Source organism: Pseudarthrobacter raffinosi, from assembly GCF_023913835.1.
GTDB classification, from domain to species: domain Bacteria; phylum Actinomycetota; class Actinomycetes; order Actinomycetales; family Micrococcaceae; genus Arthrobacter; species Arthrobacter raffinosi.
This window is the reverse complement of the sequence record NZ_JAMXBG010000003.1, coordinates 245,601-268,292: the sequence shown is the minus strand read 5'-3', so window position 1 is coordinate 268,292 and position 22,692 is coordinate 245,601. Positions and strand designations below refer to the sequence as shown.

Genomic DNA, 22,692 nt, shown 5'->3' with positions numbered 1-22,692 from the left:
TCCACCGCCAGTAGGGAGCCGCCGCGGCGAGCCGCTATTGGCTACCACGCGGCCGGAACAAGCCGCCGCGTGCCCTCGACCAGGAGCGTGCGGCGGCTTTTGCCGTCCGGCGCGCCAGCCTGTTGAGCCCTCTGAACGGGGCAGCCAGGAGCCAGGCCCACCGGCCCAGAACCGACGGCGGGAGCCAGTCGGCACGGAGGCGTCGAGGGAGCGAGGCGTTGGCACGCAGGGAATGCTGCACCGCCGCGATGCGTGGGGCAATGGCCCCTGTCCTGCCGCGGCCGGCTGTGTCCTGGACAGGCGGGCCGTAGTGCCGGCGTTCAAAGTCGGAGGTGAGGCTGCGGATGGCTTGGTGCGCGGCGTCGTCCATGCCTCCATGTTCGCCGAGCAGCGATGAATGGCGGAGCCGTGTGGAATACGTCCGGGCTGTTTCGCTGGCGTCCGGTGGCAGTCCGTAGTCGGTTCCGAGATCACGGATTTCGGCCCACGCCAGCGGAATCACGTCCTCCCGCGCCCGGCCCTCGGTGCGGAGCCACCGGGCACGCCGCCCCATCCTCACCAGCCGCGGCGAGGCCGCCAGCAGGACGAGGCCCAGCGCGGCCGCCGTCCCCAGCAGCCATGGCAGGAGCAGCTGCCCGAGGTCCCCTGCGCCGCCACCTGCACCGGGGAGGGGCACGGCCGTGGCGCTTGGTGTGGGGGTCGGGGCGGTTGCGCCGGGAAGGAGGTCCTCGTTATTACCCAGCGAACCGGGGATGCCGGGTGTGCTGGTTTCCGTGGCGTACGCGGGTATGACACCACGCGACGGCGTGGGTTCGAAGGGCACCCACCCCAATCCCTGGAAGTAGAGCTCGGGCCAGGCGTGGGCGTCCCGGGCGTCCACCTCATACTCCGGCAGCGCCCCTTGCCCGGCCACTGAAACCGTGGAACCAGTGCTTCGGCCCGGCGCGTAGCCAACCGCGATGCGGCTGGGGATACCTTCCAGCCGGGCCATCACGGCCATCGCGGACGAGTAATGGATGCAGTATCCGCTCTTCTGGGTCAGGAAATCGGCCAGCACCGAGAGCCCGTTACCGTCGTAGCCGCCCTGGACAGGTGACTGGAGCGAGTAGGTGAACTCCCCTGAGCGAAGGTATTTCTGGATGGCCATGGCCTTGGCGAAGGGTGTGTCACTCGAAGCTGTCACCGTGTCAGCCGTGCTGCGGACGATGTCCGGGACGTTGCCGGGAACCCTGGTGAAGTCGGCCGGGATTCCCTGCACGGCCTGCGACGACTGTTGAAGGAGGGTGGCCGTGAGCTTCGGCGCCGTGGACACCACAAGGTATTGCTGTGACCGCGTGTTGGTGTTGGAACCCTTGACGGCCAAGGTGGCCGGGTCCCATGTCCAGGCGCCATTGAGCCCGCGGATTGTTTCCGGCGCGTACGGCAACGGCAGGTACGGGCTGGTGAACGTGCCCGTATCCACGGCAGTCACCTGGCGGAGCTGCTCCTCGGCGACGATCTCGTGGCCCGTCTCAAACTGTCCGGCCACGGGGCGGCGCTCTGCGTCGCGGTCATCAGGTCCCCAGGATTCGCCGTCGAAATTGTCAACTGTGACGGACCGCAGATACAGCGGCCCGGCCGCGTTGGTGGCATAGGTGATCCGCCCGCTGCCGGCCGGTGCCCGCAGGCTGTTTCCCAAGGTAATTATGGGGTTCAAGCCGGTCCCGGCGCCCCACGGGTTCAGCCGGGAGCCCTGCGGAAACGTGCCGTGGTCGAACCCGGGGATGGCCGCCGGCACTGCCAGTGTTGCCACCAGTGCCACGGTTCCGGTCAGCATGGCCCGCCGGAACTGGCCGGGATTCCGGCCGCTGTCGGCCGCAGTGCGGGAATCCGGTGCAAACCACTGGCTGAACGCGAGGATCAGGAGGTACCCGGCCGCCGTGGCAGTGAAGCCCCAAACCCCCACGCTCTGGGGCTTCACGGTGGCGGGGACTACCAGGATGGCCAGCAGGCCCAGTCCGGTTGTTGCCGGCATGCCAAGCGGTACGGCCAGCGCATCGATGAGGATGGCTGTCAGGCCCAGGGCTGCGCAGCTGACCATAACGATTCCGGCGTTCGGGGCCACCGGGGCACTTTCCGCAAGTACCGTCTCGCTCGCCCGGCGGACGAACCTGTCCACTTCAGCCAGGGTTGCCCCGGACGGGATGAAACCGGCAATGCCCGTGCTCCGGAAGAACGTCAGGGTGAGAATCGCGATCAGGGAGGCAAAGCCGCCGGCAGCCACCACGAGAGGATGGGCCCGCAGCGCGCGGAGCGTGGCGATGGTCAGGCAGACCACCACCACCGTGGTCAAGAGGGGCAAGTACCAGGCCCAACCCCGCAGGACACCGTTGAGGGAAATCGCGGCGCCGGCCACGGACAGGGCGACGGCGCCGGCCATGGCCCAGTGGTACGCCCCGACCCGCGTCCGTGCCGGAACCTGGCCCGGGGCACCTGTGGCTGCCTGCCCGCGGGACGCGTTGCGTTCCGGTGCCAGTGTCACCGTCCCACCGCCGCTCCGCGGCGTACGTCTGCCGCTGCCGTGGCCGGCGCAGCACCACCCTGGTCGAAGTGCGCCCAGGCGTCCGGGACCGGAACCGAGGTTGGCACCGCCACTGCCCGCCAGCCGCCCCGGCGGAGGGCCTCCAAAGAGTCCTCGGAATCCGCGGGCCTCTCGGAAACGATGATGGCGAAGGCATTCGCGCCATAACCCGCCGCCGGAGCGAGGGCTCTGGCCTCGCTCGGAGAGATCCTGCCGAGCACGGCAATAAGGGGCCCCCGCATCCGGTGGGCGGAGAGTTTGTCCATCAGGTGATCGTCGAAAACGGCCGGTCCGGCATCCTGGCCACCGTGGTCCCGGGCAGCGTGGTGCGGACCGGACAGCTGGATGGCGGCGAGGCTTTCGGCGATCGACTGGAGCCCGGACACTCCGCTGAACTCTTCCGCTTCCGGTTCCGGTGCGGACGGGGAGCGGAGGAACGCGGGTTCGCCGCGGGGGCCCAGGAGGCGGAGGGCGTAGTTCCGCTCCGACAGGTGCCTGCAGATGGAGATCGCGGCCACCACGGCCCACTCGAACGTGCCGCTGGTGATCATCTCGTGGCCGTCCACGGCCGCATTGCCCCCGAAACCGGATCCGTGCCCGCCGGAAAATGCCGCGAACCGTTGGTCAAGGATGATGGTGGCCTCCGGCGTCGTGACGGACTCCTCCTGGCGCACCATCAGGGCGCCGTGGTGCGCGGTGGCCGCCCAGTGCACCCGGCGCATGGGATCGCCCGGGCGGTATTCGCGGGTCATGACGTCATCGTCGCTGGGGTTGGCGCGGGTACGGGTTGCTGTGATGCCGTCGTTGCCGCGGGCTCCCGCGAGGCCCGTCACGGGAAGCTCGACGGCGGCGGGCGTCACGGTGAGTGTGTCGCCGTCGTCAATTGACCGCCTGTGCAGGGACAGCCCGAACGGATCCGTGAACTCTGCGGTTACCGGGCCGATCAGGTACTGTCCGCGTTTGGTGGAGCGCAAGTGGTATTCGTACCTGCTGGTCCCGCCCTTGGCCGAGCGGGCGGGGAAATGGAAGGCCGGGGACTCGCCGAACCGTGGCGGCAGCCGTTCCTCCATGATCGCCCGGCCGCCCCCGTAACCGGTCCGCGCCACGGCGAGCCGCACTGTGGTGGCGGCGGAGGTCTCCACCGGGGACGGGTTGAACTCGCGGTAAACCTGGAACCGGGGCTTGAGGAGCCTGATCCCGGCCAGCGAAACCAGGGGAAGGACGATGAGCAGGACACTCAGACTCAGCAGGTCCCGCCGCCCCATGATCTGCGCAGACAACAGGCAGACGGCGCCGGCGGCCAGGAGCCCCCAGCCACGCTGGCTGAACAGGTGCCGGGGCAGTCGGTCACGCAGCGCCATATGACGGCCCTGCCTAGTGGTTCCGCCGCAGTCCGGCCGGCGGGGCCGGGTTGTTCACCGGGTCCTGGTTCACCGGGAGCCGGGAGAGGATGCCCCGGATGACGCTGTGCGGGGTCTCGCCGGCGCCGGCCGCCTTCCGGTCCAGGATGATCCGGTGGGCCAGCACGGATTCCGCCACGCTGACGACGTCGTCTGGCAGCACAAAATCACGGCCGTCCAGCGCCGCCGTGGCCTTCGCGGCCCGGAGCAGCTGGAGCATGGAGCGAGGGCTGGCGCCCAGCCGGAGCAGGGGGCTTTCGCGCGTTGCGCGGCCTACTGAGACGGTGTATTCCTTGATGGCCTGGGAGACGTAAACCTGTTGGACCGTGGCGATCATCGCTGCGACGTCCGCCGAGGTGACCACAGCGGAGACCTTGGTCAACGGGGAGGTTGCCTGATGGGTCTCCAGCATTTCGATTTCGGAGTCCTTGTCCGGATAGCCCATGGAAATCCGCGCCATAAAGCGATCGCGCTGGGCCTCGGGGAGTGGATAGGTGCCTTCCATCTCGATCGGGTTCTGGGTGGCCACCACCATGAACGGTTCGTCGAGTTTGTACGAGTCCCCGTCCACGGTCACCTGGTGTTCCTCCATACACTCCAGGAGGGCGGATTGGGTCTTGGCGGACGCGCGGTTGATTTCATCGCCAATAACAATGTTGGCGAAGACGGCACCCGGGCGGAACTCGAACAGCCGCGACGCCTGGTTATAGATGGACACGCCCGTCACGTCCGAAGGCAGCAGATCAGGAGTGAACTGAATGCGGCTGACCGTGCAGTCAATGCTCCGGGCGAGGGTTTTGGCCAGGAGGGTCTTGCCCACACCTGGCACGTCCTCCAGGAGCAGATGGCCCTGGGCCAGCAACACCGTCAGGGCAAGCCTGGCCGCATCCGACTTTCCGTCAATGACGGTGTTGATCGAGGCCAGGATCCGCTGGCTGGCCGCGTGGAATGAGTCCGCGTCCATGGCTGCTGCCTTGTAACCGTTGAGATGGCCCACCTGCTCCGTCACGGGGGTAAAGTTCCGGCTGGCAGGGGTTACCTCGTTGACGGCGGTGCGGCGGTGGGAGTCCATCTGCAACCTTTCAGTCCGGGGATCACCCGGAACGGGACAGCAGGCCTGCCTTCGCCCGGCGGTGGGCGTTCGCATCTGTTCGTACCAGCCTACTAACACAACTGCCCTTGCTGACAGAGAGTTCCGGGAATTCTGCCGCGATCCGCCGCCGCTAGGCTTGAGGGATGTGCAATTCGCTGATTCCCGCCGCTTACCGTGCCGCCGGGGCGGACCCTGCAGACGCCGGCCGGCAGGCGCGGCAGGACTATCCGCCGGCGCCGGAGCCGCTGCCGGTCCCCGTGATGGACAACCATACGCACCTGGATTTCCCCGATGGCGAGAGCCCGGTGGGCATCGCCGCGGCGTTGGATGCGGCCCAGGCGGTCGGAGTGCAGGGGGCCGTCCAGGTGGGCTGCGACCTGGAGTCCTCCCGGTTCACGGTCCGCGCCGTTGACCTGGACAGCCGGTTGCTTGGGGCAGTGGCATTGCACCCCAACGACGCCCCGGACTATGCCAGGCGCGGCGAGCTGGAAGATGCGCTGGCGGAGATTGAGCAACTGGCCGCCCACCCCCGGATCCGGGCTATCGGCGAGACCGGCCTTGATTTCTTCCGCACCGAAGGGGAGGGCCTGGCCCACCAGCGCTATTCGTTCCGACGGCATATCGATATTGCCAAGCGCCTGGACCTGACGCTGCAGATCCATGACCGCGATGCGCACGACGACGTCGTGCAGGTCCTGCGCGAGGAGGGGGCTCCGGAGCGGGTTGTGTTTCATTGCTTCTCGGGTGATGAGGCGCTCGCCAGGATCTGCAATGCCGCAGGCTGGAACATGTCCTTTGCCGGCACGCTGACCTTTAAGAATGCGGCTAACCTCCGCGCCGCGCTGGGAGTGGCGGACCCGGACCTGGTGCTGGTGGAAACGGATGCCCCGTTCCTGACTCCGCATCCGCACCGCGGCCGTCCCAACGCCAGTTATGTGGTGCCGTACACCGTCCGCGCCATGGCCGAATTGACAGGAACTGACCTCGCGGAGCTCTGCACCCGGATTAGCGAAAATACCGTGCGGGCGTACGGATCGTGGGACTGACCTGGGCCTCGTCACATTGCTTGGTTCACATACCTCGTATGTAAATTTCTTGGCCGCTTTATAACGCTACGGTTACAGTGGAGAACTATTAGCCGGGGTCGGGGAAGGCCTTCGGATAATTTCACTTCATGCGCAGCAGGACCAGACAGGGCTTTGATGCCCTCTGCCTGCCGCGCGGAGTGTGGCGGCGCAACGGTGCCCGGAGCTTGTCCCCAGGGTCATGCGCCGGCTATTTCACTGCGTTTTTCCCCGTGCCCGGATGGATCTAAAGTTACGGGCAATCGTGGTCAAGCTCTTCACAACGGACGGTAAGTTCAGTTTTATCAAGGTGGGCACCCAACTGGTGGTGCTGTGTGCACTGGTGTTGGGGCTCGTGGCCTTCGTCGGAAATAACAAAACCGTTACCCTCAACGTCGACGGAAAAGTGACTTCGGTCCAGTCCTTCGGCGGCACCGTGGGCCAGGTCGTAAAAAGCGCCAACGTAGAACTGAAGCCGGCTGACCGCGTCTCGCCCTCGGCGGACGCCAAAGTGGAGAACGGCACCGTGATCAACGTCAACATGGCCAAGGCCGTGAAGGTCAGCCTGGACGGTTCCGAAAAGACCATCAACACCACGGCGCCGGATGTTGCGGGCCTCGTCACCGAACTGGGAGTGGCCAGCTCCTCCTCCGTTTCCGTCCCGAAGGACGCCCAGCTCGCCGTGGCCGGATCGTTTGTCTCCATCTCCACGCCCAAGACAGTCAGCATCGTTGCCGACGGCAAGGCCTCCACGGCCACCACCACCGCGGGGACCGTCGCCCAGGTGCTGGAGGACGCCGGCATCACCCTCGGCGTCGACGACCGTACTTCCCAGCCGGGCAACGCGCACGTGGTCAACAACATGGTGGTTAAGGTCTCCCGGGTGGATACCAGCCAGACCGCGGCCACTACTGAAGATGTTGCTTTCGACAGCATGACCACTGAGAGCGCTGAGCTTCTCAAGGGCGAGAAAGAGGTCACCCAGGCCGGCGTGGCCGGCAAGGTGGATAAGAGCTTCAAGCTGGTGATGGTTGACGGCCGTGAAGCCTCGCGGACGCTGGTCTCCGAAACTGTTTCCGTCCAGCCCGTGACGGAAAAGGTCACGGTAGGCACCAAGGCAAAGCCCGCAGCCGCCGCCGGAATGAACACCGGCGCCTCGGCCCCGGCCATGATGAACGAGGCCATGTGGGACAAGATCGCCCAGTGTGAGTCCACCGGAAACTGGTCCATCAACTCGGGCAACGGCTACTACGGCGGCCTCCAGTTCGACATCCGGACCTGGATCGGCTCCGGCGGCGGCGCCTACGCCCCTAACGCCAGCCTCGCCACCAAGGCACAGCAGATCGACATCGCCAACCGCGTGTACGCACAGCGTGGCCTGCAGCCGTGGGGCTGTGGCTGGGCCGCTACGAGCTAGGCACCAATGAGCACCTGCGCTGGCGGCAGCTGACCACAGCCGCCAGGCAAGCAGATGACAGCGGCCGGCCCCGGATTGTCCCGGGGCCGGCCGCTGCCGTTAAGCGGAAACATACACCGCGAAACACGCATGATCCGCGCGGAAAGCGGATGGCCCGTCACCGCGGCCGGGATAGGATGCCTAGGTGACTGAACCGACTGCCGCCGCGCCCGCACCCCTCTTCGGTGCTTCCGACATACGCCGGCTGGCGGAAGAAATCGGTATCCGGCCCACCAAGACACTGGGACAGAACTTCGTCATCGATGGCAACACCATCCGCCGGATCGTCTCCGTTGCCAACATCGGGCCAACCGAGACGGTGCTGGAAGTCGGGCCGGGCCTTGGTTCCCTCACGCTGGGCCTGCTGGATGCCGCGCAGACGGTGGTCGCCGTCGAAATTGATCCGGTCCTGGCGGCAAAGCTGCCGGAAACCGTGAAAGCATGGCGGCCGGACGCGGCGGGCGCTTTCCACCTGGTCCAGGCGGACGCCATGAAGGTCACATCGCTTCCCGTTGAGCCCACCGCCATTGTGGCGAACCTGCCCTACAACGTGGCGGTGCCGGTGGTCCTGCACCTGCTCCAGCATTTCCCCAGCCTGCAGCACGGTCTGGTGATGGTCCAGGACGAGGTGGCTGACCGGCTGGCCGCGGGGCCAGGATCAAAAACCTACGGGGTGCCCTCGGTCAAGGCGGCCTGGTACAGCAGCATGCGCAAGGCCGGGGTGATCGGCATGAACGTCTTCTGGCCTGCGCCGAAGATCCAATCCGGGCTCGTGGCCTTCACCCGGCGGGAACCGCCTGAAACAACCGCCACCCGTGAGCAGGTGTTCGCCGTGATCGACGCCGCCTTCGCCCAGCGCCGGAAGACGCTGAGGGCCGCCCTGGCCGGCTGGGCGGGCGGCGCAGCCGAGGCCGAGCGCTGCCTCATCGCCGCAGGAGTGGCTCCATCGGCCCGGGGCGAAGTCATCGACATCCACGCCTTCGCCCGGATTGCCGAAGCCCGCGAGGCCGGGTCGTGAAGGCAGCCGCCGGGAAGTTTCCCGCACGGACGGTCCGTGTGAAGGCGCCCGGCAAGGTCAATGTTTCCCTGGACGTGGGGCCCTTGCGCGCTGACGGCTACCACTCAGTTGCCAGCGTGTACCTGGCCGTTTCCCTCTATGAGGAAGTGGCTGCCACCAGCACGGAGATGCCGGGGATCACCGTCAGCATCAGTCCTGACAGCACCCTGGACCTGGACGGCGTGGATATTCCGCTGGACGAGAAGAACCTGGCCTACAAGGCCGCAGCCATCATGGCCGATGTCTCCGAGCATTCGACCGGCGTGCACCTTGAAATCACCAAGCGGGTCCCCGTGGCCGGGGGCATGGGCGGCGGCTCGGCCGATGCCGCAGCCACCCTGCTGGCCTGTGACGCGCTCTGGAACAGCGGGCTGTCGCGGGATGAGTTGGCCCATCTGGCCGCCGAATTGGGTGCCGACGTTCCTTTCTCCCTCCTCGGCGGAACCGCCGTCGGGCTTGGCGTTGGCGACGACCTTTCGCCGGCACTGGCCAAGGCCCAAACGGACTGGGTCCTCGTGGCGGCGGACTATGGGCTGCCCACCCCCGAGGTCTTCCGCGCCCTGGACCGGCTCCGGGAGGCAGAAGGACTGGACGTTGCCGAGCCCACGGCCGTGGATCCCAAGATCCTGCAGGCGCTGCGGAGCGGGGACGCCGATGCCCTGAGCCGGGTCCTGGTGAACGATCTGCAGCGGGCTTCCATTGAACTTTCCCCCGCGCTCCGCGATACGCTGGGACGAGGTGAAGCGCTCGGCGCCCTGGCCGGAATCGTATCCGGTTCCGGACCCACCGTGGCGCTGTTGACCCACAATCCCGCCGCAGCCGAAAACCTGGCGGAGGACCTGCGGCACTATGGGCTGACGGCATTCCCTGTCCACGGGCCCGTGCATGGGGCGCGCATCATCTCCGATACTCTCCTTTAAGAGTCCCCTTCCTTACTGAGCAGCAGAAAGCAGTCCCTCTTGGCACACCTTCTTGGCGGCGAAAACCTTACGGTTTCGTACGCAACGCGCACCGTCCTGGACGGCATCACCCTCGGACTCGAGGAAGGTGACAGGATCGGCATGGTGGGCCGGAACGGCGACGGCAAGTCCACGCTGATGCGCCTGCTGGCCATGCGCTCCACCCCGGACTCGGGCCGGGTGACCAAGCGCAGCGAAGTCAACATCGGCTACCTGGACCAGAGCGACGTGCTCGACGGCGACCTCACAGTCGGCGCTGCGATCGTCGGCGACCAGGCCGACTATGAATGGGCCCGCAACCCCCAGATCCGCGAAGTCATGGGCGGCCTGGTGTCCGACGTCGACTGGCATGCGAACGTCCACGCCCTCTCCGGCGGCCAGAAGCGGCGGGTGGCGCTGGCCAAGCTGCTGATCGAGGACCATGACGTCATCATGCTCGACGAACCGACCAACCACCTCGATGTCGAAGGAGTCGCCTGGCTGTCCCGGCACCTGAAGACCCGGTGGCGGGCCAACCAGGGCGCCTTCCTGGTGGTCACCCACGACCGCTGGTTCCTGGACGAAGTCTGCACCAAGACCTGGGAAATCCACGACGGCATCATGGACCCGTTCGACGGCGGCTACGCGGCCTACGTGCTGGCCCGTGCCGAGCGTGACCGCGCGGCGAATGTTATGGAAGGCAAGCGTCAGATGCTCGTGAAAAAGGAGCTCGCCTGGCTGCGCCGCGGCGCTCCGGCCCGCACGGCCAAGCCGAAATTCCGCATCGAGGCCGCCAACGCCCTCATTGCCGACGTCCCCGAGCCGCGTGACTCCACAGCCCTGAGCAAGATGGCCACCGCCCGGCTCGGCAAGGACGTCCTGGACCTTGAGAACGTCTCACTGGACTTCCTCGGCGGCGACCCCGGACAGAAACTCTTCGACAACATCACGCTGCGGCTTGCCCCCGGTGAGCGGCTTGGCCTCGTGGGCGTCAACGGCGCCGGCAAGACCACCCTGCTGAAACTCCTCAACGGCGAGATTGAGCCGTCATCCGGCAAGGTCAAGCGCGGCAAGACGGTGGTCACCGCCGTGCTGACCCAGGAGGTCAAAGAGCTCGACGACGTCTCGGACCTGCGCGTGATCGAAGTCATCGAGCGCGAAAAGCGGTCCTTTAACGTGGGCGGCAAGGAATTCACGGCGGGCCAGCTCGTGGAGCAGCTCGGCTTCACCAACGAAAAGCAGTGGACCCCGGTCAGGGATCTGTCCGGTGGTGAGCGCCGGCGCCTCCAGCTCCTGCGCCTGCTGGTGGGGGAGCCGAACGTGCTGATGCTCGATGAGCCCACCAACGACCTCGACACCGACACCCTCGCCGCCGTCGAAGACGTCCTTGACGGCTGGCCTGGCACGCTCGTTGTGGTCAGCCACGACCGTTACCTGCTGGAACGCGTGACGGACCACCAGATGGCGCTGCTTGGTGACGGCAAGATCCGCGCCCTGCCGCGCGGCGTGGACCAGTATCTGGAACTCCGCGAATCCGCCCTGGCCGGCTCCACGATCACCGGCGGCGGCAACCCCGTCAGCGGTCCGAGCGGCAGCTCCGCACCCGCTGCCTCCGGTTCCTCCGAAGCCGAAAAGCGCGACGCCCGGAAGGCCAAAAACCGGATCGAGCGCCAGCTGGGCAAACTGGAGCAGCAGGAAAAGAAGATTCACGACCAAATGGTCAAGAGCACCGCAGCATCCGACTTCGACGCCCTCGCCGACCAGAACAAAAAACTCAAGGACCTCGCCACCGACCGCGAAGCCCTGGAACTCGAATGGATGGAAGCCCTGGAAGTCCTCGGCGAGTAGCCCGGCGCTACTTGGGTTGGGTTGGGTGCCGGAGCCGGCCCTTCCGCGTCGCTTAGACACAGGGCAAAGGGGACGCTCCGGTCGCTGGGCGACCTCCGCGTCCCGATGCCCTGCGATGCGCTCCTTGCGGAAGGACCGCCTCCGGCGAACGTGAGCCCGGCTTCCAGCGCGAGGGGACACTTAAGCCCCTCCGCCTTGGCGCGAGGGGACACTTAAGCCCCTCCGCCTTGGCGCGAGGGGACACTTAAGCCCCTCCGCCTTGGCGCGAGGGGACACTTAAGCCCCTCCGCGTTGGTGACGGTCGCTCACGAGGGGAGTCACCACTGTGCCGTGGAACAGCGGGCAACCCGTCGGCAACTGCGGTCGGCGGAGATCGCCGACCGGAACTTTCGGCAATAGCGGGGCGGGGGACCTTCGCGTAGTCGCGCATCGCGGGCCATCGGGCACACAAGGTCGCTCAGCGACCGTTGGGCCCCTATGGCTCGAAGCGTCGTCCCGAGGGCCCCGACGCGAGCTTGCGAGTGTTGGGAAGGGACCAACGCGCTAAGCGACGGCGAAGGGCTCCTGCGCCGCGTAGGTGACCACGAGCGCACGCAACCCCGGGACACTTCGCTCGCGCAGGGGCTTAAGTGTCCGTTCGCGCTGAATCTTCGGTGCGGAGCTCGGGGTCTTTTTGGAGGCCGGTGAGGCCGTTCCAGGCGAGGTTGACCAGGTGGGCGGCGACGGTTTGTTTGTCGGGCTGGCGGCTGTCCTGCCACCATTGGCCGGTCATGGCCACCATGCCTACGAGCATCTGGGCGTACATCGCGCCGTCCTGGGCGCTGAAGCCGCGGCGGTGGAATTCGTCGGACAGGATGTGTTCCACGCGGGCGGTGACCTGGGACAGCAGGGTGGAGAAAGCGCCTTCGGGCTGCGATGGCGGTGCGTCGCGCATGAGGATCCGGAAGCCCTCCGCCCGGTCCTCGATGTAGGTGAGGAGGGCCAGGGCGGCGCGTTCCACCAGGACACGCGGTTTGCCCTCTTCGGTCAGGGCAGCGGTGATCGAGTCCAGCAGGATGTGGAACTCGAAGTCCACCACCTGCGTGTACAAGCCCTCCTTGGAGCCGAAATGTTCGTAGATCACGGGCTTGGAAACGCCGGCGCAGGCCGCGATTTCCTCAATGGTGGTCCCGTCGAGCCCGCGAGCGGCAAAAAGGCCACGGCCGACGTCTACCAGCTGGCCGCGCCGCTGTACGCCTGTCATCCGTGTCCGGGGTGGGTTGTTGCTCACATTTCCATCATGCCCTAGCGCTGCTGAAACAGTTGGAACCGGTGGCGGTGCACTGGCCTGGCTGCCGTGATTCCTGCCAATGTCGCGGGCTGCCCTGAAGCCATGGCAAAATAAATACTTGTGCCTTGGCCTTTGCGCCTGTGGCATGGTCCGCCCTGGTGTAATGGCAGCACCCCGGCCTTTGGAGCCGTGGAGTATAGGTTCGAATCCTATGGGCGGAACTGCTGTGCGAAGACCGTCCAGTAGGATGAACTCGGTGCCCCGCCGTGAATTTTGGCCGGACAGGCACCGCGCCCAGCGCAACGCGCAACCAAGCAAGGAGAACCCGTACGTGATCCCCGAGAATACCGGCCCAGCCGCCGTCATTGTTCTGGCAGCAGGCGCCGGTACCCGGATGAAATCCCGTACCCCGAAGATCCTGCACGAAATCGGCGGCCGGTCCATGGTGGGCCACGCCCTGCTGGCAGCCCGCAGCATTAACCCCGGACGTCTGGCCCTCGTGGTCCGCCACGAGCGGGATCTGGTTGCCCGCCACCTGAACCAGCTGGACCCCGAAGCCCTGATCGTGGACCAGGACGACGTCCCCGGCACCGGCCGCGCCGTTGAGGTGGCCGTGCAGGCACTGGACGCCCAGGAAAAACTTGCAGGCACCGTCGTGGTCACTTACGGCGATGTTCCGCTCCTGACCGGCAGCCTGTTGGCGGACCTGGTGGCCACACATGAGCGCGAAGCCAATGCCGTTACCGTGCTCACCGCGCTGCTGGACGACGCCACGGGCTACGGACGCATTCTCCGCGGCGATGACAGCTCCGTGACCGGCATCCGCGAGCACAAGGACGCAACGGAAATCGAACGACTGATCCGCGAGGTCAATTCCGGGATCTACGCCTTCGACGCCGACGTCCTCCGTGACGCGCTGGTCCACATCACCACTGATAACTCGCAGGGCGAAAAGTACCTCACCGACGTGCTGGGCCTCGCGCGGCAGTCGGGCGGTCGGGTGGCCGCCGTCGTCACCGAGGACCGCTGGCAGGTGGAGGGCGCCAACGACCGCGTGCAGCTCTCCGCCCTCAGCGCGGAACTGAACCGCCGCACCGTTGAAGCCTGGATGCGCGCCGGGGTCACCGTAGTTGACCCCGCCACCACCTGGATCGATTCCACTGTCACCCTGGACGAGGACGTCCGCATCCTGCCCAACACGCAGCTGCACGGTGCCACCACCGTGGCGAGGGACGCCGTCGTCGGCCCCGACTCCACCCTGACCGATGTCCGCATCGGCGAGGGCGCCAAGGTGACCCGCACGCACGGTTCCGGCGCCGTGATCGGTGCGGACGCCGCCGTCGGCCCTTTCACCTACCTGCGTCCCGGCACAGTGCTCGGCGACACCGGCAAGATCGGTGCGTTCTACGAAACCAAGAACGTCACGATTGGCCGCGGCTCCAAACTTTCCCACCTCGGCTACGCAGGCGACGCCGAAATCGGCGAGGACACCAACATTGGCTGCGGCAACATCACGGCCAATTACGACGGCGAGAAGAAGCACCGCACGGTGATCGGCTCGGGCGTCCGCACAGGTTCCAACACAGTCTTTGTTGCACCGGTCACCGTGGGGGACGGTGCCTACAGCGGCGCCGGCGCGGTGATCCGCAAGGACGTCCCGGCAGGGGCGCTCGTCGTGTCCGTTGCAGCGCAGCGCAACGACGAGGGCTGGGTTGTGGCCAACCGCCCCGGCTCACGCTCGGCGGAACTGGCTCAGGCCGCCGCCTCAGATTCCTCACATACCCCAGCATCGACAGAAGAGGACCAGCGATAATGAGCGAAATTACGGCACGCGGCGAGAAGAAGCTGGTACTTGCCGCTGGGCGGGCGCACCCCGAGCTGGCGCGGGAAATCGCCAAGGAGCTGGGTACCGAGCTGCTGCCCGTGGATGCCTACGACTTCGCCAACGGGGAGATTTACGTCCGCGCGGGAGAAAGCGTCCGGGGAACCGACGCGTTCGTCATCCAGGCCCACCCGGCTCCGCTGAACAACCACCTCATGGAACAGCTGATCATGATCGATTCGCTGAAGCGGGCCTCCGCCAAGCGCATCACCGTGGTGTCCCCGTTCTACCCGTATGCGCGGCAGGACAAGAAGGGTCGTGGACGCGAGCCTATTTCCGCCCGCCTGGTGGCGGACCTGTACAAGACCGCCGGCGCTGACCGCATCATGAGCGTTGACCTGCATACCTCGCAGATCCAGGGTTTCTTCGACGGGCCTGTGGACCACCTCATGGCCATCCCGCTCCTGGCCGATTACATCCGTACCCGCGTCGCCGCCGACAACGTCACCGTGGTGTCGCCGGACACGGGCCGCGTGCGCGTCGCGGAGCAGTGGGCCGAACGCCTGGGCGGAGCGCCGCTGGCGTTTGTGCACAAGAGCCGTGACCTTACCGTTCCCAACCAGGCCGTCTCCAAGACTGTCGTGGGCCAGATCGAGGGCCGGACCTGCGTCCTGATCGATGACATGATCGACACCGGCGGCACCATTTCCGGAGCGGTCCAGGTCCTGAAGAACGCCGGGGCGAAGGACGTCATCATCGCCGCGACGCACGCTGTGTTCTCCGAGCCCGCGGCCCAGCGGCTGTCCGAATCCGGCGCCCGCGAAGTGGTGGTCACCAACACGTTGCCCCTCACCGCGAATCAGCAGTTCCCGCAGCTGACGGTGCTATCCATCGCACCGCTGATCGCCCGCGCCATCCGCGAAGTGTTCGACGACGGTTCGGTCACCAGCCTGTTCGACGGCAACGCCTGATTCCAGCAGGGGGCTGGTGGAGACCGCCGTTTTCAGTAATTTGGCCCGGCGCTGGTAAGCTTTTTCACGATACCTTGGCGAGGGAGAGCATCCGGGAAACCGGACTGCAGGTCTCCGTTATCGACTGGGTCTGAATCTCCCTTCTGGAAGGGCGGCCTCACGGCCGCCCGGCGTTGAAGGTCGTAACAGACCTCCGCCCTTGCTGAACACCTTTTAGTCTTCCGAGGAGATACACATGTCTGAGCAGAAGCTCGCAGCAGAAGTACGCACCGAATTCGGCAAGGGCTTCGCCCGCCGCGCGCGCATGGCCGACCTGATCCCCGCCGTCATCTACGGCCACGGCGCCGAGCCGATCCACATCACGCTTCCGGCCAAGGCCACCACGCTTGCAGTCCGCAAAGCCAACGCCCTGCTGTCCCTGGACGTCAACGGCGAAGAGCACCTGGCCCTGGTCAAGGACGTCCAGCGCGACCCGATCAAGCAGATCATCGAGCACATCGACCTGCTGACCGTCATCAAGGGCGAAAAAGTCACCGTGGACATCCCGGTTCACATCGTTGGCGAACTGGCTCCGGGCAGCGTCTTCAACCAGGAACTCACCGTCATCTCCCTTGAGGCTGAGGCAACCCACCTGCCCACCGCCATCGAGGTCGACATCGAAGGCCGCTCCGCCGGACAGCACATCCACGCTTCCGACCTGGTCCTGCCGAAGGGTTCGGTCCTGCTGGCCGACGCCGACGCCCTGGTTGTCCACATCTCCGAGGCCACTGAGGTCTCTGAGGAAGAGGCACAGGCTGACTCCGCAGCCGCAGTCGCCGGCGAGTAATAACGGCACAGTTTGATATGTGGCCGGGCCCTGTCGGGGGTCCGGCCACTGCCATGTCCGGACCACCTTAGGATTGAATAATGACTGACACCTGGCTGATCGTTGGCCTCGGAAACCCCGGGGCCGAATACAAGGGCAACCGGCACAATGTCGGCCAGATGGTCCTGGACGAACTCGCGGGCCGGATGGGTGGCAAGTTCAAAACCCACAAGGCACGCGCCCAGGTGCTCGAAGGACGGCTGGGGATCGGCGGTCCCCGGGTGGTGCTGTCCAAGCCGATGAGCTACATGAATGTTTCCGGCGGCCCGGTGTCCGGCCTGGCAAATTTTTACGGCATTGACCCTGACCATGTTGTCGCGGTGCACGATGAGATTGATATTCCGTTTAACACCATAAAGCTGAAATGCGGCGGCGGTGAGGGCGGCCACAACGGCCTCAGGGACATGTCCAAGGCGCTGGCCACCAAGGATTACCTCCGGGTACGGGTAGGCGTGGGGCGCCCTCCAGGGCGGATGGACACTGCAGACTATGTCCTGCGCGATTTTGGCACTGCAGAGCGCAAGGACCTTCCGTTCCTGCTCGATGAGGCGGCTGATGCCGTGGAGATGCTGGTCAGGGAAGGGCTGACTGCGGCCCAGCAGAAGTTCCATCCGGTCAGGTCAGACGTTCAGGAATAAAACTTAAAACCGCCTGTCCCTGTTTACCTGCGTGTGCCAAGGGGTAGTCTTCTTCCTAAGCGGGGGAGCGATGGGGCTTATCCCGCTTTAGTGGGATGTAGGGGACAAGTTCATGTCAATCGAGCCACTCAGCTGGGGACGTGGGTCACCGCTCAACGACCTTGAGCTGCGCACCGACACTGCAGGCGTGTCAGAGCCGCAGCGATGGTCCGTGCCCGCACGGAGTGCCAACCTCGAAGCGGTCCGCGCCGCCCTGACCAGCCTCGACTCCCTGGGAGTCGTCATCACCGGCGGACGCGGTGTAGGTAAGTCATCCTTGGCCAGGACAGCCGTCGCCGAGCTTGGCCCGGATATCTGGACGTTGCAGCTGCGCAGCGGACCGTCGTCCGGCACAACACCCTACGGCTGCCTGGCTTTCCTGCTGGCGCGTCTTCCCCAGGCGTACATGGGGTCGCCCACAGCCATCCTCCGTGGCATTACGTCCCTCATCAAAAGCGATGCCGCGGGGCGCCAGTGTGTCATCACCCTGGACACCGCCGGCAGCATTGATGATATGAGCGCCGGCGTCCTGCTCAACATCCTCCTGACCGGGACCGCCCGCATGGTGGCCGTGGCGCCCATGGTCAGTGATCTACCCGCCGACTTCCACTGGCTCCTCAACGACCGCCGGCTCACCGAGGTCAGGCTGGACAACCTCAATGAGCTGCAGACCCGCCAGGTGCTGCTTTCCCTGCTGGGCCACCGCGTTTCGGCCTCCCTGGTCAGCACTTTCCACACCATGGTTGGCGGCAACCCCCTGCTCCTGAAAGCGCTTGTAACCGAGCAGCAGCATTCGGGGAACCTGGTTCTGTCGGACTCCGTCTGGACTCTTCGGGACAAGGTGGTGCTCGACGGCGCGGCCAGCCTCGACGACATCGTCCGGTCCCAGTGGACCCGGAAGTCTCCGGAGGAACGGGACGTCATCGAGATGCTCTCGTGCGCCCGCAGCGTGGAACTGTCCAGGCTGACCAAAGTGTACGGTGCCGGCGTGGTGGCGGACATGGAAGATTCGGGCCTGCTGGAGATCGATTCCTCGGACAACCGATGGGTTTCACTGCGTGAAAAGTACCTCGGCGACGTTGTCCGCTCCTGGCTCAGCATCACTCGGCGAAGGGAACTGCGGAGCCTGCTCCTGGGCGGCAAGGAACCTGACCCTGCCACGATGACGATGGAAGAACTGATGGCGTTCGGCGCCTGGACCCAGGAATGCGAGGCCGAGCTGAGTCCGGCCATGGCGCTTGCCGCCGCCGAAGCCGCAGTGCAGCTCTTTGACCCCCATTTTGCCCTCAAGTATGCCGACACGCTGAAGCGGAATGACCCTCAATGGGTGCCTGCCCAGCGGCAGAAAGCCGCAGCGTACCTGCTCATGGACCTCCCGGTGCAGGCCATGGCAGCACTGGACGATATTTCCCAGCCGCAGCTGGACAACTTGGACGTTGAGGAGTTCGCCCGGGTGGTCGAGGCCAAATCTCGGGTCATGGTCTGGCTCCCCGAACACACCGCCCGGGTGCCGGCGCTGCTGCAGACGGCACGGGAGCGGCTGGGCGTGGAGCCAGGAATTGCGAAGGGCTGGCCGGAGCCGCTGGCTGCTGCGGCCAACCGGATCAGCCTCAGCGAATTCGAGTACCAGGCTTTTGTGGGGGACTACGCCTCCGCCTTGCCGGCACTGGAAGCCGCTGCCGACCCCGGGCAGAATCCGGACACCTGGTTCAGGATGAACTCAGCGGTGATCCTCATGAGCGCCCTGTCCATGGCCGGGCGGGAAATGGACGCCCTGAGCCTGATGAGGCAGCTGGGCGGGCAGATCTCGGACGCCGCCGAGATCGTGGGGCTGCGCGAGAGGTTCGCCGGCCGGGCGTACAACGTGCTCCTGATGGCAGGGCAATGGCGCCGGTGCATCGACCTCCTGGATCCGCCTTCCGCGCGCGAGTTCCACCGGCTCCCTTACCGGAGCGCCGCCGCGGAGCTAGCGGCCGGCATCGCCTATGTGTACTCGGGCCGCGGCGCCGTTGCCCTTGATTCGCTGCTCTCGGCCGCTGCACAGCTGGAACTGCGGCCCGTCCAGAACCTGCTCCGCGCCGCCTACGCCGCCATCGCCTTCGCGTATGCGCAGATCGGCAATGCCGGGCAGTCCCGGCAGTATCTTGACCGGCTGCAGCGGACGGCAGGTGCCGCTGACCATGCCACCCGGAGCCGCATTGAATTCTGCGCTGATATGGCCGCCCGATGGCTGGGGGACAATGACGCAGCCACCCGCCTCAAGCAGTCAGCCCGCCGTGACATCGCGGCAGGCAGGTTCACCCTGGCCGGGATCAGCCTGCTCGGAGCCACGGTCAACGGCACGGAAGCGGACTTCCGGCTGATGGAACAAGTGGCCGGGCAACGCCAGGGCCCCTTGGCGGAAATTTCGCGTCTTGTCGCCGTGGGCAGCCGCACCCACGACGCCAAAACGTTGCTTGCCGGCGGGGAACTGGCGGCCACCCTGGAACTGGATGCCGTTGAGGCCCGGTGCATGGCGCTGGCCGTTGACTACGCCCGGCAGGCCGGTGACTCGGTTTCCGCCAGGAATGCACAGGCCCGACTGGACATCCTCGCAGCCACCGTGGCAAGCCTGCCGATCGTGCCGAGCAGCGGCAGCCCTCTACTGACTGCCAGGGAGAGGCAGATCGCGCGGCTGGCCGGCCGGGGCGCGTCCAACCGCGATATCGCCGTGGAGATGGGCGTGTCCGTGCGCACTGTGGAAGGCCACCTTTACCAGGTCTTTACCAAGCTCGGAGTTACATCCAGGGGTGATCTGACTGGACTCGTCTAACGGCCACGCTGCCAAACAGGGAACGCAATATCGGCTGCTCACGGGCCGGCGTGAGCCGCTGGACCGGATCTGCAACATCATTCGCAGCCGCACGAGCCAGGCCGTGTTCCTCATGGCGGGCCCGGGCATCGGGAAGTCAACGCTGACCGAGGCCATCACCGAGCGGCTTTCCCAGGAGATGATCATTGTTCAGATCCATGGAAGTTCGTCGCTGTCCGGCGTTCCCTTTGGAGTTTTGGCGCCCTACACGGCGGAGCTGACGGCCGAAGACTCCGTGTCTTCGGTGGCTGTGCTGCGGTCCGTGTGGAGGTACTTTGAGAAGCTGAAAGCCGGCAAGGATACCCCGTTGCTTCTGATGATGGATGACGCCCATCACCTGGACGAGGCAACGGCCAGCATCGTGGCCGACATGATCTCCGCTGGCTGGGCCACAGTGCTTGCTGCCGGCAGGCCGCGGCCCGGGCTGCCCCAGCCGCTCGCTCAGCTCTGGTATGACGGCCTGGCTGACCGTGTGGATCTCCGACCCATGAACCGGGAGCAGGTCGAGGAAGTCCTCTCCCACGCACTTGATGGAACAATCCCCTCCGGAACCATTGACACAATCTGGAGCGCGTCTGGCGGAAATCCGCGGATTCTTGATGCCTTGCTGCATGATGCCGCAGAGCGGGGCGAACTCGCAAAGCGTAACGGGATCTGGATGCTGCTGGGCCCGTTGCCTGCCGACGGACCCAGGCTCGCCGAGGTGGTGGTGAAGGACATGCTCCGCCGCAGCCCGGAAGAGCAGGAAGTCCTGAAACTTGTCGCCCTCGCAGGACCCGTGAGCCGGAAGGTGATCGAGGATATTTTTGGCGCTGAAGTAGTGCGCACGCTGCTGGACCAGCAGATGATGGTGGAAAGTTCCGGCATTCCAGCCGATCTCCGGATCTGGAACTCCGTGTTCGGCGAGGCGCTCCGCACAAGTATCTCGGTGTCCCGGAGCCTGCAGCTGCTTGAAAAGATCCGGGATCAGCTGGGAACCGCTCCCGAAGGGTCTGAAGGCAGGATGAGGGCCGTGGAATGGGCCCTTGAATGTGGATTGAAAATATCCGATCCCGAGCTGCTTGAGGCGGCCGGCACTGCCTTGGTCCACTCCCGGAACCGGAGCAGCCGGATGATGGCGGCGAAGGTCGTGGACCCGGACCTCGTGCCGCAGGCACAGGCCGTCCAGGGACGCGCCTTATTCAATGAAGGCGACTTTGCGGGTGCGGCCAAGCTCCTGGACGGATGCTGGCTGCAGCTGGGGAACGGTGCCTGGGCTGTTCCGGTCCTGATGCTCAGGGCCATGGCACACCAGGCTCTGGGAACGCCGCTGTCAGTATTCGCGGCCGATTCCCGTGATGCGCTTCAGGGCGCAGGCGTCATGACGGCTGGCCCGGATGCTGTGCCGCCGGATTCCCAAGAGACCGCCGGCGCGCCGGCCGGGCCCTGGCAGGAGCGCTTGCTTCGCCTGCTGGAACTTTGCGAAGCAGGCAACCACCAGGCCTTGGAGGCCGAGGTCCAGGACCTTCGGAGCAGCCGCGCCGGCGATGCCACGGACGACGCCCTGCGTGCGGTGGGCCTGGCGCTGCTGGCCCATTCGCTCGCCCCGGCCGGACGGGCCGTCCAGGGGCTGGATGCCGCATTGCGGGCAGTCTCGGAACTTCCCTCACTGCAGGGTGGCGTGTTCTTCTTCAACGAATTTGTCCTTGGCCGCCTGGTGGCAGATTACCTGGCCATGGGGGAGTGGGACTCGGCGGAACGGGAGTCGGCGAACTATGCTGCCGGGCAGCCGCGGGGTGTCGCCTATTTCGGCGGCAGCCTCGAGGTGCTCCGTGGCTACTCGCTCCTGCGGCAGGGGCGGATGGAACGCGCCTATCAAACGCTGTTGCCGGCGGTGGAGACCCTGAGGCTCAACGATCCGCTGCAGATGTTCCGGTTTGGTTCCGGGCTGGCGTTTTATGTAGCGGCGAGGCTCGGCGACGCCGCCCAGGCCGGCCGGCTTGAGCTGGATTACAAGGATTCACCGCAGGGTTCCCCCGGCTACGGACTCCTTGCGAGGGCGTACGCGGCAGCGGCATCGGAGTATGTGGCGCATGACGGAAAAGGCCTGGCGCGCCTCCACACACTGGCCACCACACCCGAGGTGACCACACGGGCCGGGACACTCCTGGAACTCTTGGCTCTCTGCTGGGACCTGGGCGACCATTCCGTGATCCCGTTGGTCCACTCACTGGCGGGGAGCGTGGAAGGCCGCTGGGCCGCGGCAATGCTCACGCTGGCGGGGCATTGGGAGTCCGAGGACGCCGATTCCATCATGGAAACGGCAGCCATGCTTGAAGGCGCGGGATTCGTTAACCTTGCGCGGGAAGCCTACGCGCGGTCGAGCACCGTCCTTGAGAGCTCCGGTGAGCGCCGGCGGGCCCGTCAGGCGGTGGCCCTGCGGGAGAAGTGCGACCACGAACTGGGCGAGCGGTTCCGGGAAGGCCACTTCATCGCCGCAGCACCCAGCGTGCACCTCACCCGCCGGGAACAGGACATCGTAGAGCTCGCCGTGAAAGGTCTCACCGACCGGGAGATCGCACAAAGACTCATGGTGTCCGTGCGTACTGTGGAGGGCCACCTCTACCGCACGTACGTCAAACTCGGCGTGCGGAGCCGCGACGAACTGGCTTCGGCCCTTCCGAACTAGGCCTGCGTACGGACGCCATGCGTCCGGGACCCTGTGTAAGGACGTCCGGAAACGCGTAGCCCCGGCCCCAAAAAGTAGAGTACTGCCTACTCGTGTGCTGAGCTTCAGCATGCGATTGACTTAGTGCGGCAGGAAAACACGGAGCCACCAAA

Annotated in this window: 15 protein-coding genes and 1 tRNA gene; 12 read left to right on the top strand and 4 right to left on the bottom strand. The window is 66.0% G+C overall.

What is annotated here, in order from left to right; translation table 11 throughout:
- Positions 1–34: 34 nt before the first annotated feature.
- The 3 genes from NG697_RS04840 to NG697_RS04830 are packed head-to-tail and all read right to left on the bottom strand — an operon-like array spanning position 35 to position 5,032.
- A complete protein-coding gene (locus NG697_RS04840) occupies positions 35–2,521 on the bottom strand; it encodes a transglutaminase TgpA family protein (RefSeq protein ID WP_252607822.1) in 2,487 nt (828 codons plus the stop codon).
- Positions 2,518–3,921 carry a DUF58 domain-containing protein gene (locus tag NG697_RS04835; RefSeq protein ID WP_252601039.1) on the bottom strand — a complete coding sequence of 468 codons (1,404 nt, stop codon included), beginning with the start codon at positions 3,919–3,921 and terminating at the stop codon, positions 2,518–2,520. The genes NG697_RS04840 and NG697_RS04835 overlap by 4 nt, the downstream gene beginning before the upstream one ends.
- 13 nt (positions 3,922–3,934) lie before the next feature.
- Positions 3,935–5,032, bottom strand: a complete 1,098-nt coding sequence (locus NG697_RS04830; RefSeq protein WP_252601041.1) for an AAA family ATPase — start codon at positions 5,030–5,032, stop codon at positions 3,935–3,937.
- Positions 5,033–5,196: 164 nt separating this feature from the next.
- On the opposite strand from NG697_RS04830, the gene NG697_RS04825 reads away from it, so the two are divergent.
- The 5 genes from NG697_RS04825 to NG697_RS04805 all read left to right on the top strand — a co-directional run bounded on the left by NG697_RS04825 (position 5,197) and on the right by NG697_RS04805 (position 11,416).
- Positions 5,197–6,099 (top strand): TatD family hydrolase, encoded by a 903-nt coding sequence (locus NG697_RS04825; protein ID WP_252601043.1) that lies wholly within the window; start codon positions 5,197–5,199, stop codon positions 6,097–6,099.
- 283 nt (positions 6,100–6,382) lie between these two features.
- Entirely contained in the window at positions 6,383–7,534 is a 1,152-nt protein-coding gene (locus NG697_RS04820; protein WP_252607824.1) for a resuscitation-promoting factor, read from the top strand.
- A 184-nt stretch (positions 7,535–7,718) separates the two neighbouring features.
- Positions 7,719–8,591, top strand: a complete 873-nt coding sequence (gene rsmA, locus NG697_RS04815) for a 16S rRNA (adenine(1518)-N(6)/adenine(1519)-N(6))-dimethyltransferase RsmA (RefSeq protein ID WP_058929623.1) — start codon at positions 7,719–7,721, stop codon at positions 8,589–8,591.
- On the top strand, positions 8,588–9,550 hold the full coding sequence (locus tag NG697_RS04810) for a 4-(cytidine 5'-diphospho)-2-C-methyl-D-erythritol kinase (protein ID WP_252601045.1): 963 nt from the start codon (positions 8,588–8,590) through the stop codon (positions 9,548–9,550). Before rsmA ends, NG697_RS04810 begins: the two co-directional genes overlap by 4 nt.
- Positions 9,551–9,589: 39 nt before the next feature.
- The gene (locus tag NG697_RS04805; protein ID WP_252613706.1) at positions 9,590–11,416 is read left to right on the top strand and encodes an ABC-F family ATP-binding cassette domain-containing protein; all 1,827 of its coding nucleotides are present in this window, start codon (positions 9,590–9,592) and stop codon (positions 11,414–11,416) included.
- A gap of 625 nt (positions 11,417–12,041) precedes the next feature.
- Here the strand turns inward: NG697_RS04805 and NG697_RS04800 are convergent.
- Positions 12,042–12,686 carry a TetR/AcrR family transcriptional regulator gene (locus NG697_RS04800; RefSeq protein ID WP_252601047.1) on the bottom strand — a complete coding sequence of 215 codons (645 nt, stop codon included), beginning with the start codon at positions 12,684–12,686 and terminating at the stop codon, positions 12,042–12,044.
- Between the two features lie 149 nt (positions 12,687–12,835).
- Here NG697_RS04800 and NG697_RS04795 point away from each other — a divergent pair.
- The 7 genes from NG697_RS04795 to NG697_RS04765 all read left to right on the top strand — a co-directional run bounded on the left by NG697_RS04795 (position 12,836) and on the right by NG697_RS04765 (position 22,540).
- A tRNA-Gln gene (locus tag NG697_RS04795) sits at positions 12,836–12,907 on the top strand.
- A 110-nt stretch (positions 12,908–13,017) separates the two neighbouring features.
- The gene (gene glmU / locus NG697_RS04790) at positions 13,018–14,499 is read left to right on the top strand and encodes a bifunctional UDP-N-acetylglucosamine diphosphorylase/glucosamine-1-phosphate N-acetyltransferase GlmU (RefSeq protein ID WP_252607826.1); all 1,482 of its coding nucleotides are present in this window, start codon (positions 13,018–13,020) and stop codon (positions 14,497–14,499) included.
- Positions 14,499–15,479 carry a ribose-phosphate diphosphokinase gene (locus NG697_RS04785; protein WP_056348072.1) on the top strand — a complete coding sequence of 327 codons (981 nt, stop codon included), beginning with the start codon at positions 14,499–14,501 and terminating at the stop codon, positions 15,477–15,479. Before glmU ends, NG697_RS04785 begins: the two co-directional genes overlap by 1 nt.
- A 235-nt stretch (positions 15,480–15,714) precedes the next feature.
- Positions 15,715–16,305: a 50S ribosomal protein L25/general stress protein Ctc gene (locus NG697_RS04780; protein ID WP_252607827.1), complete on the top strand. Its 591-nt coding sequence runs from the start codon at positions 15,715–15,717 to the stop codon at positions 16,303–16,305.
- Positions 16,306–16,385: 80 nt separating this feature from the next.
- Positions 16,386–16,982 carry an aminoacyl-tRNA hydrolase gene (pth, locus tag NG697_RS04775; protein ID WP_252607828.1) on the top strand — a complete coding sequence of 199 codons (597 nt, stop codon included), beginning with the start codon at positions 16,386–16,388 and terminating at the stop codon, positions 16,980–16,982.
- A gap of 112 nt (positions 16,983–17,094) precedes the next feature.
- Entirely contained in the window at positions 17,095–19,833 is a 2,739-nt protein-coding gene (locus tag NG697_RS04770) for a LuxR family transcriptional regulator (protein ID WP_252607829.1), read from the top strand.
- Positions 19,820–22,540, top strand: coding sequence for a LuxR C-terminal-related transcriptional regulator (locus NG697_RS04765; protein WP_374209892.1), 2,721 nt, complete (start codon positions 19,820–19,822; stop codon positions 22,538–22,540). Before NG697_RS04770 ends, NG697_RS04765 begins: the two co-directional genes overlap by 14 nt.
- Positions 22,541–22,692 lie beyond the last annotated feature (152 nt).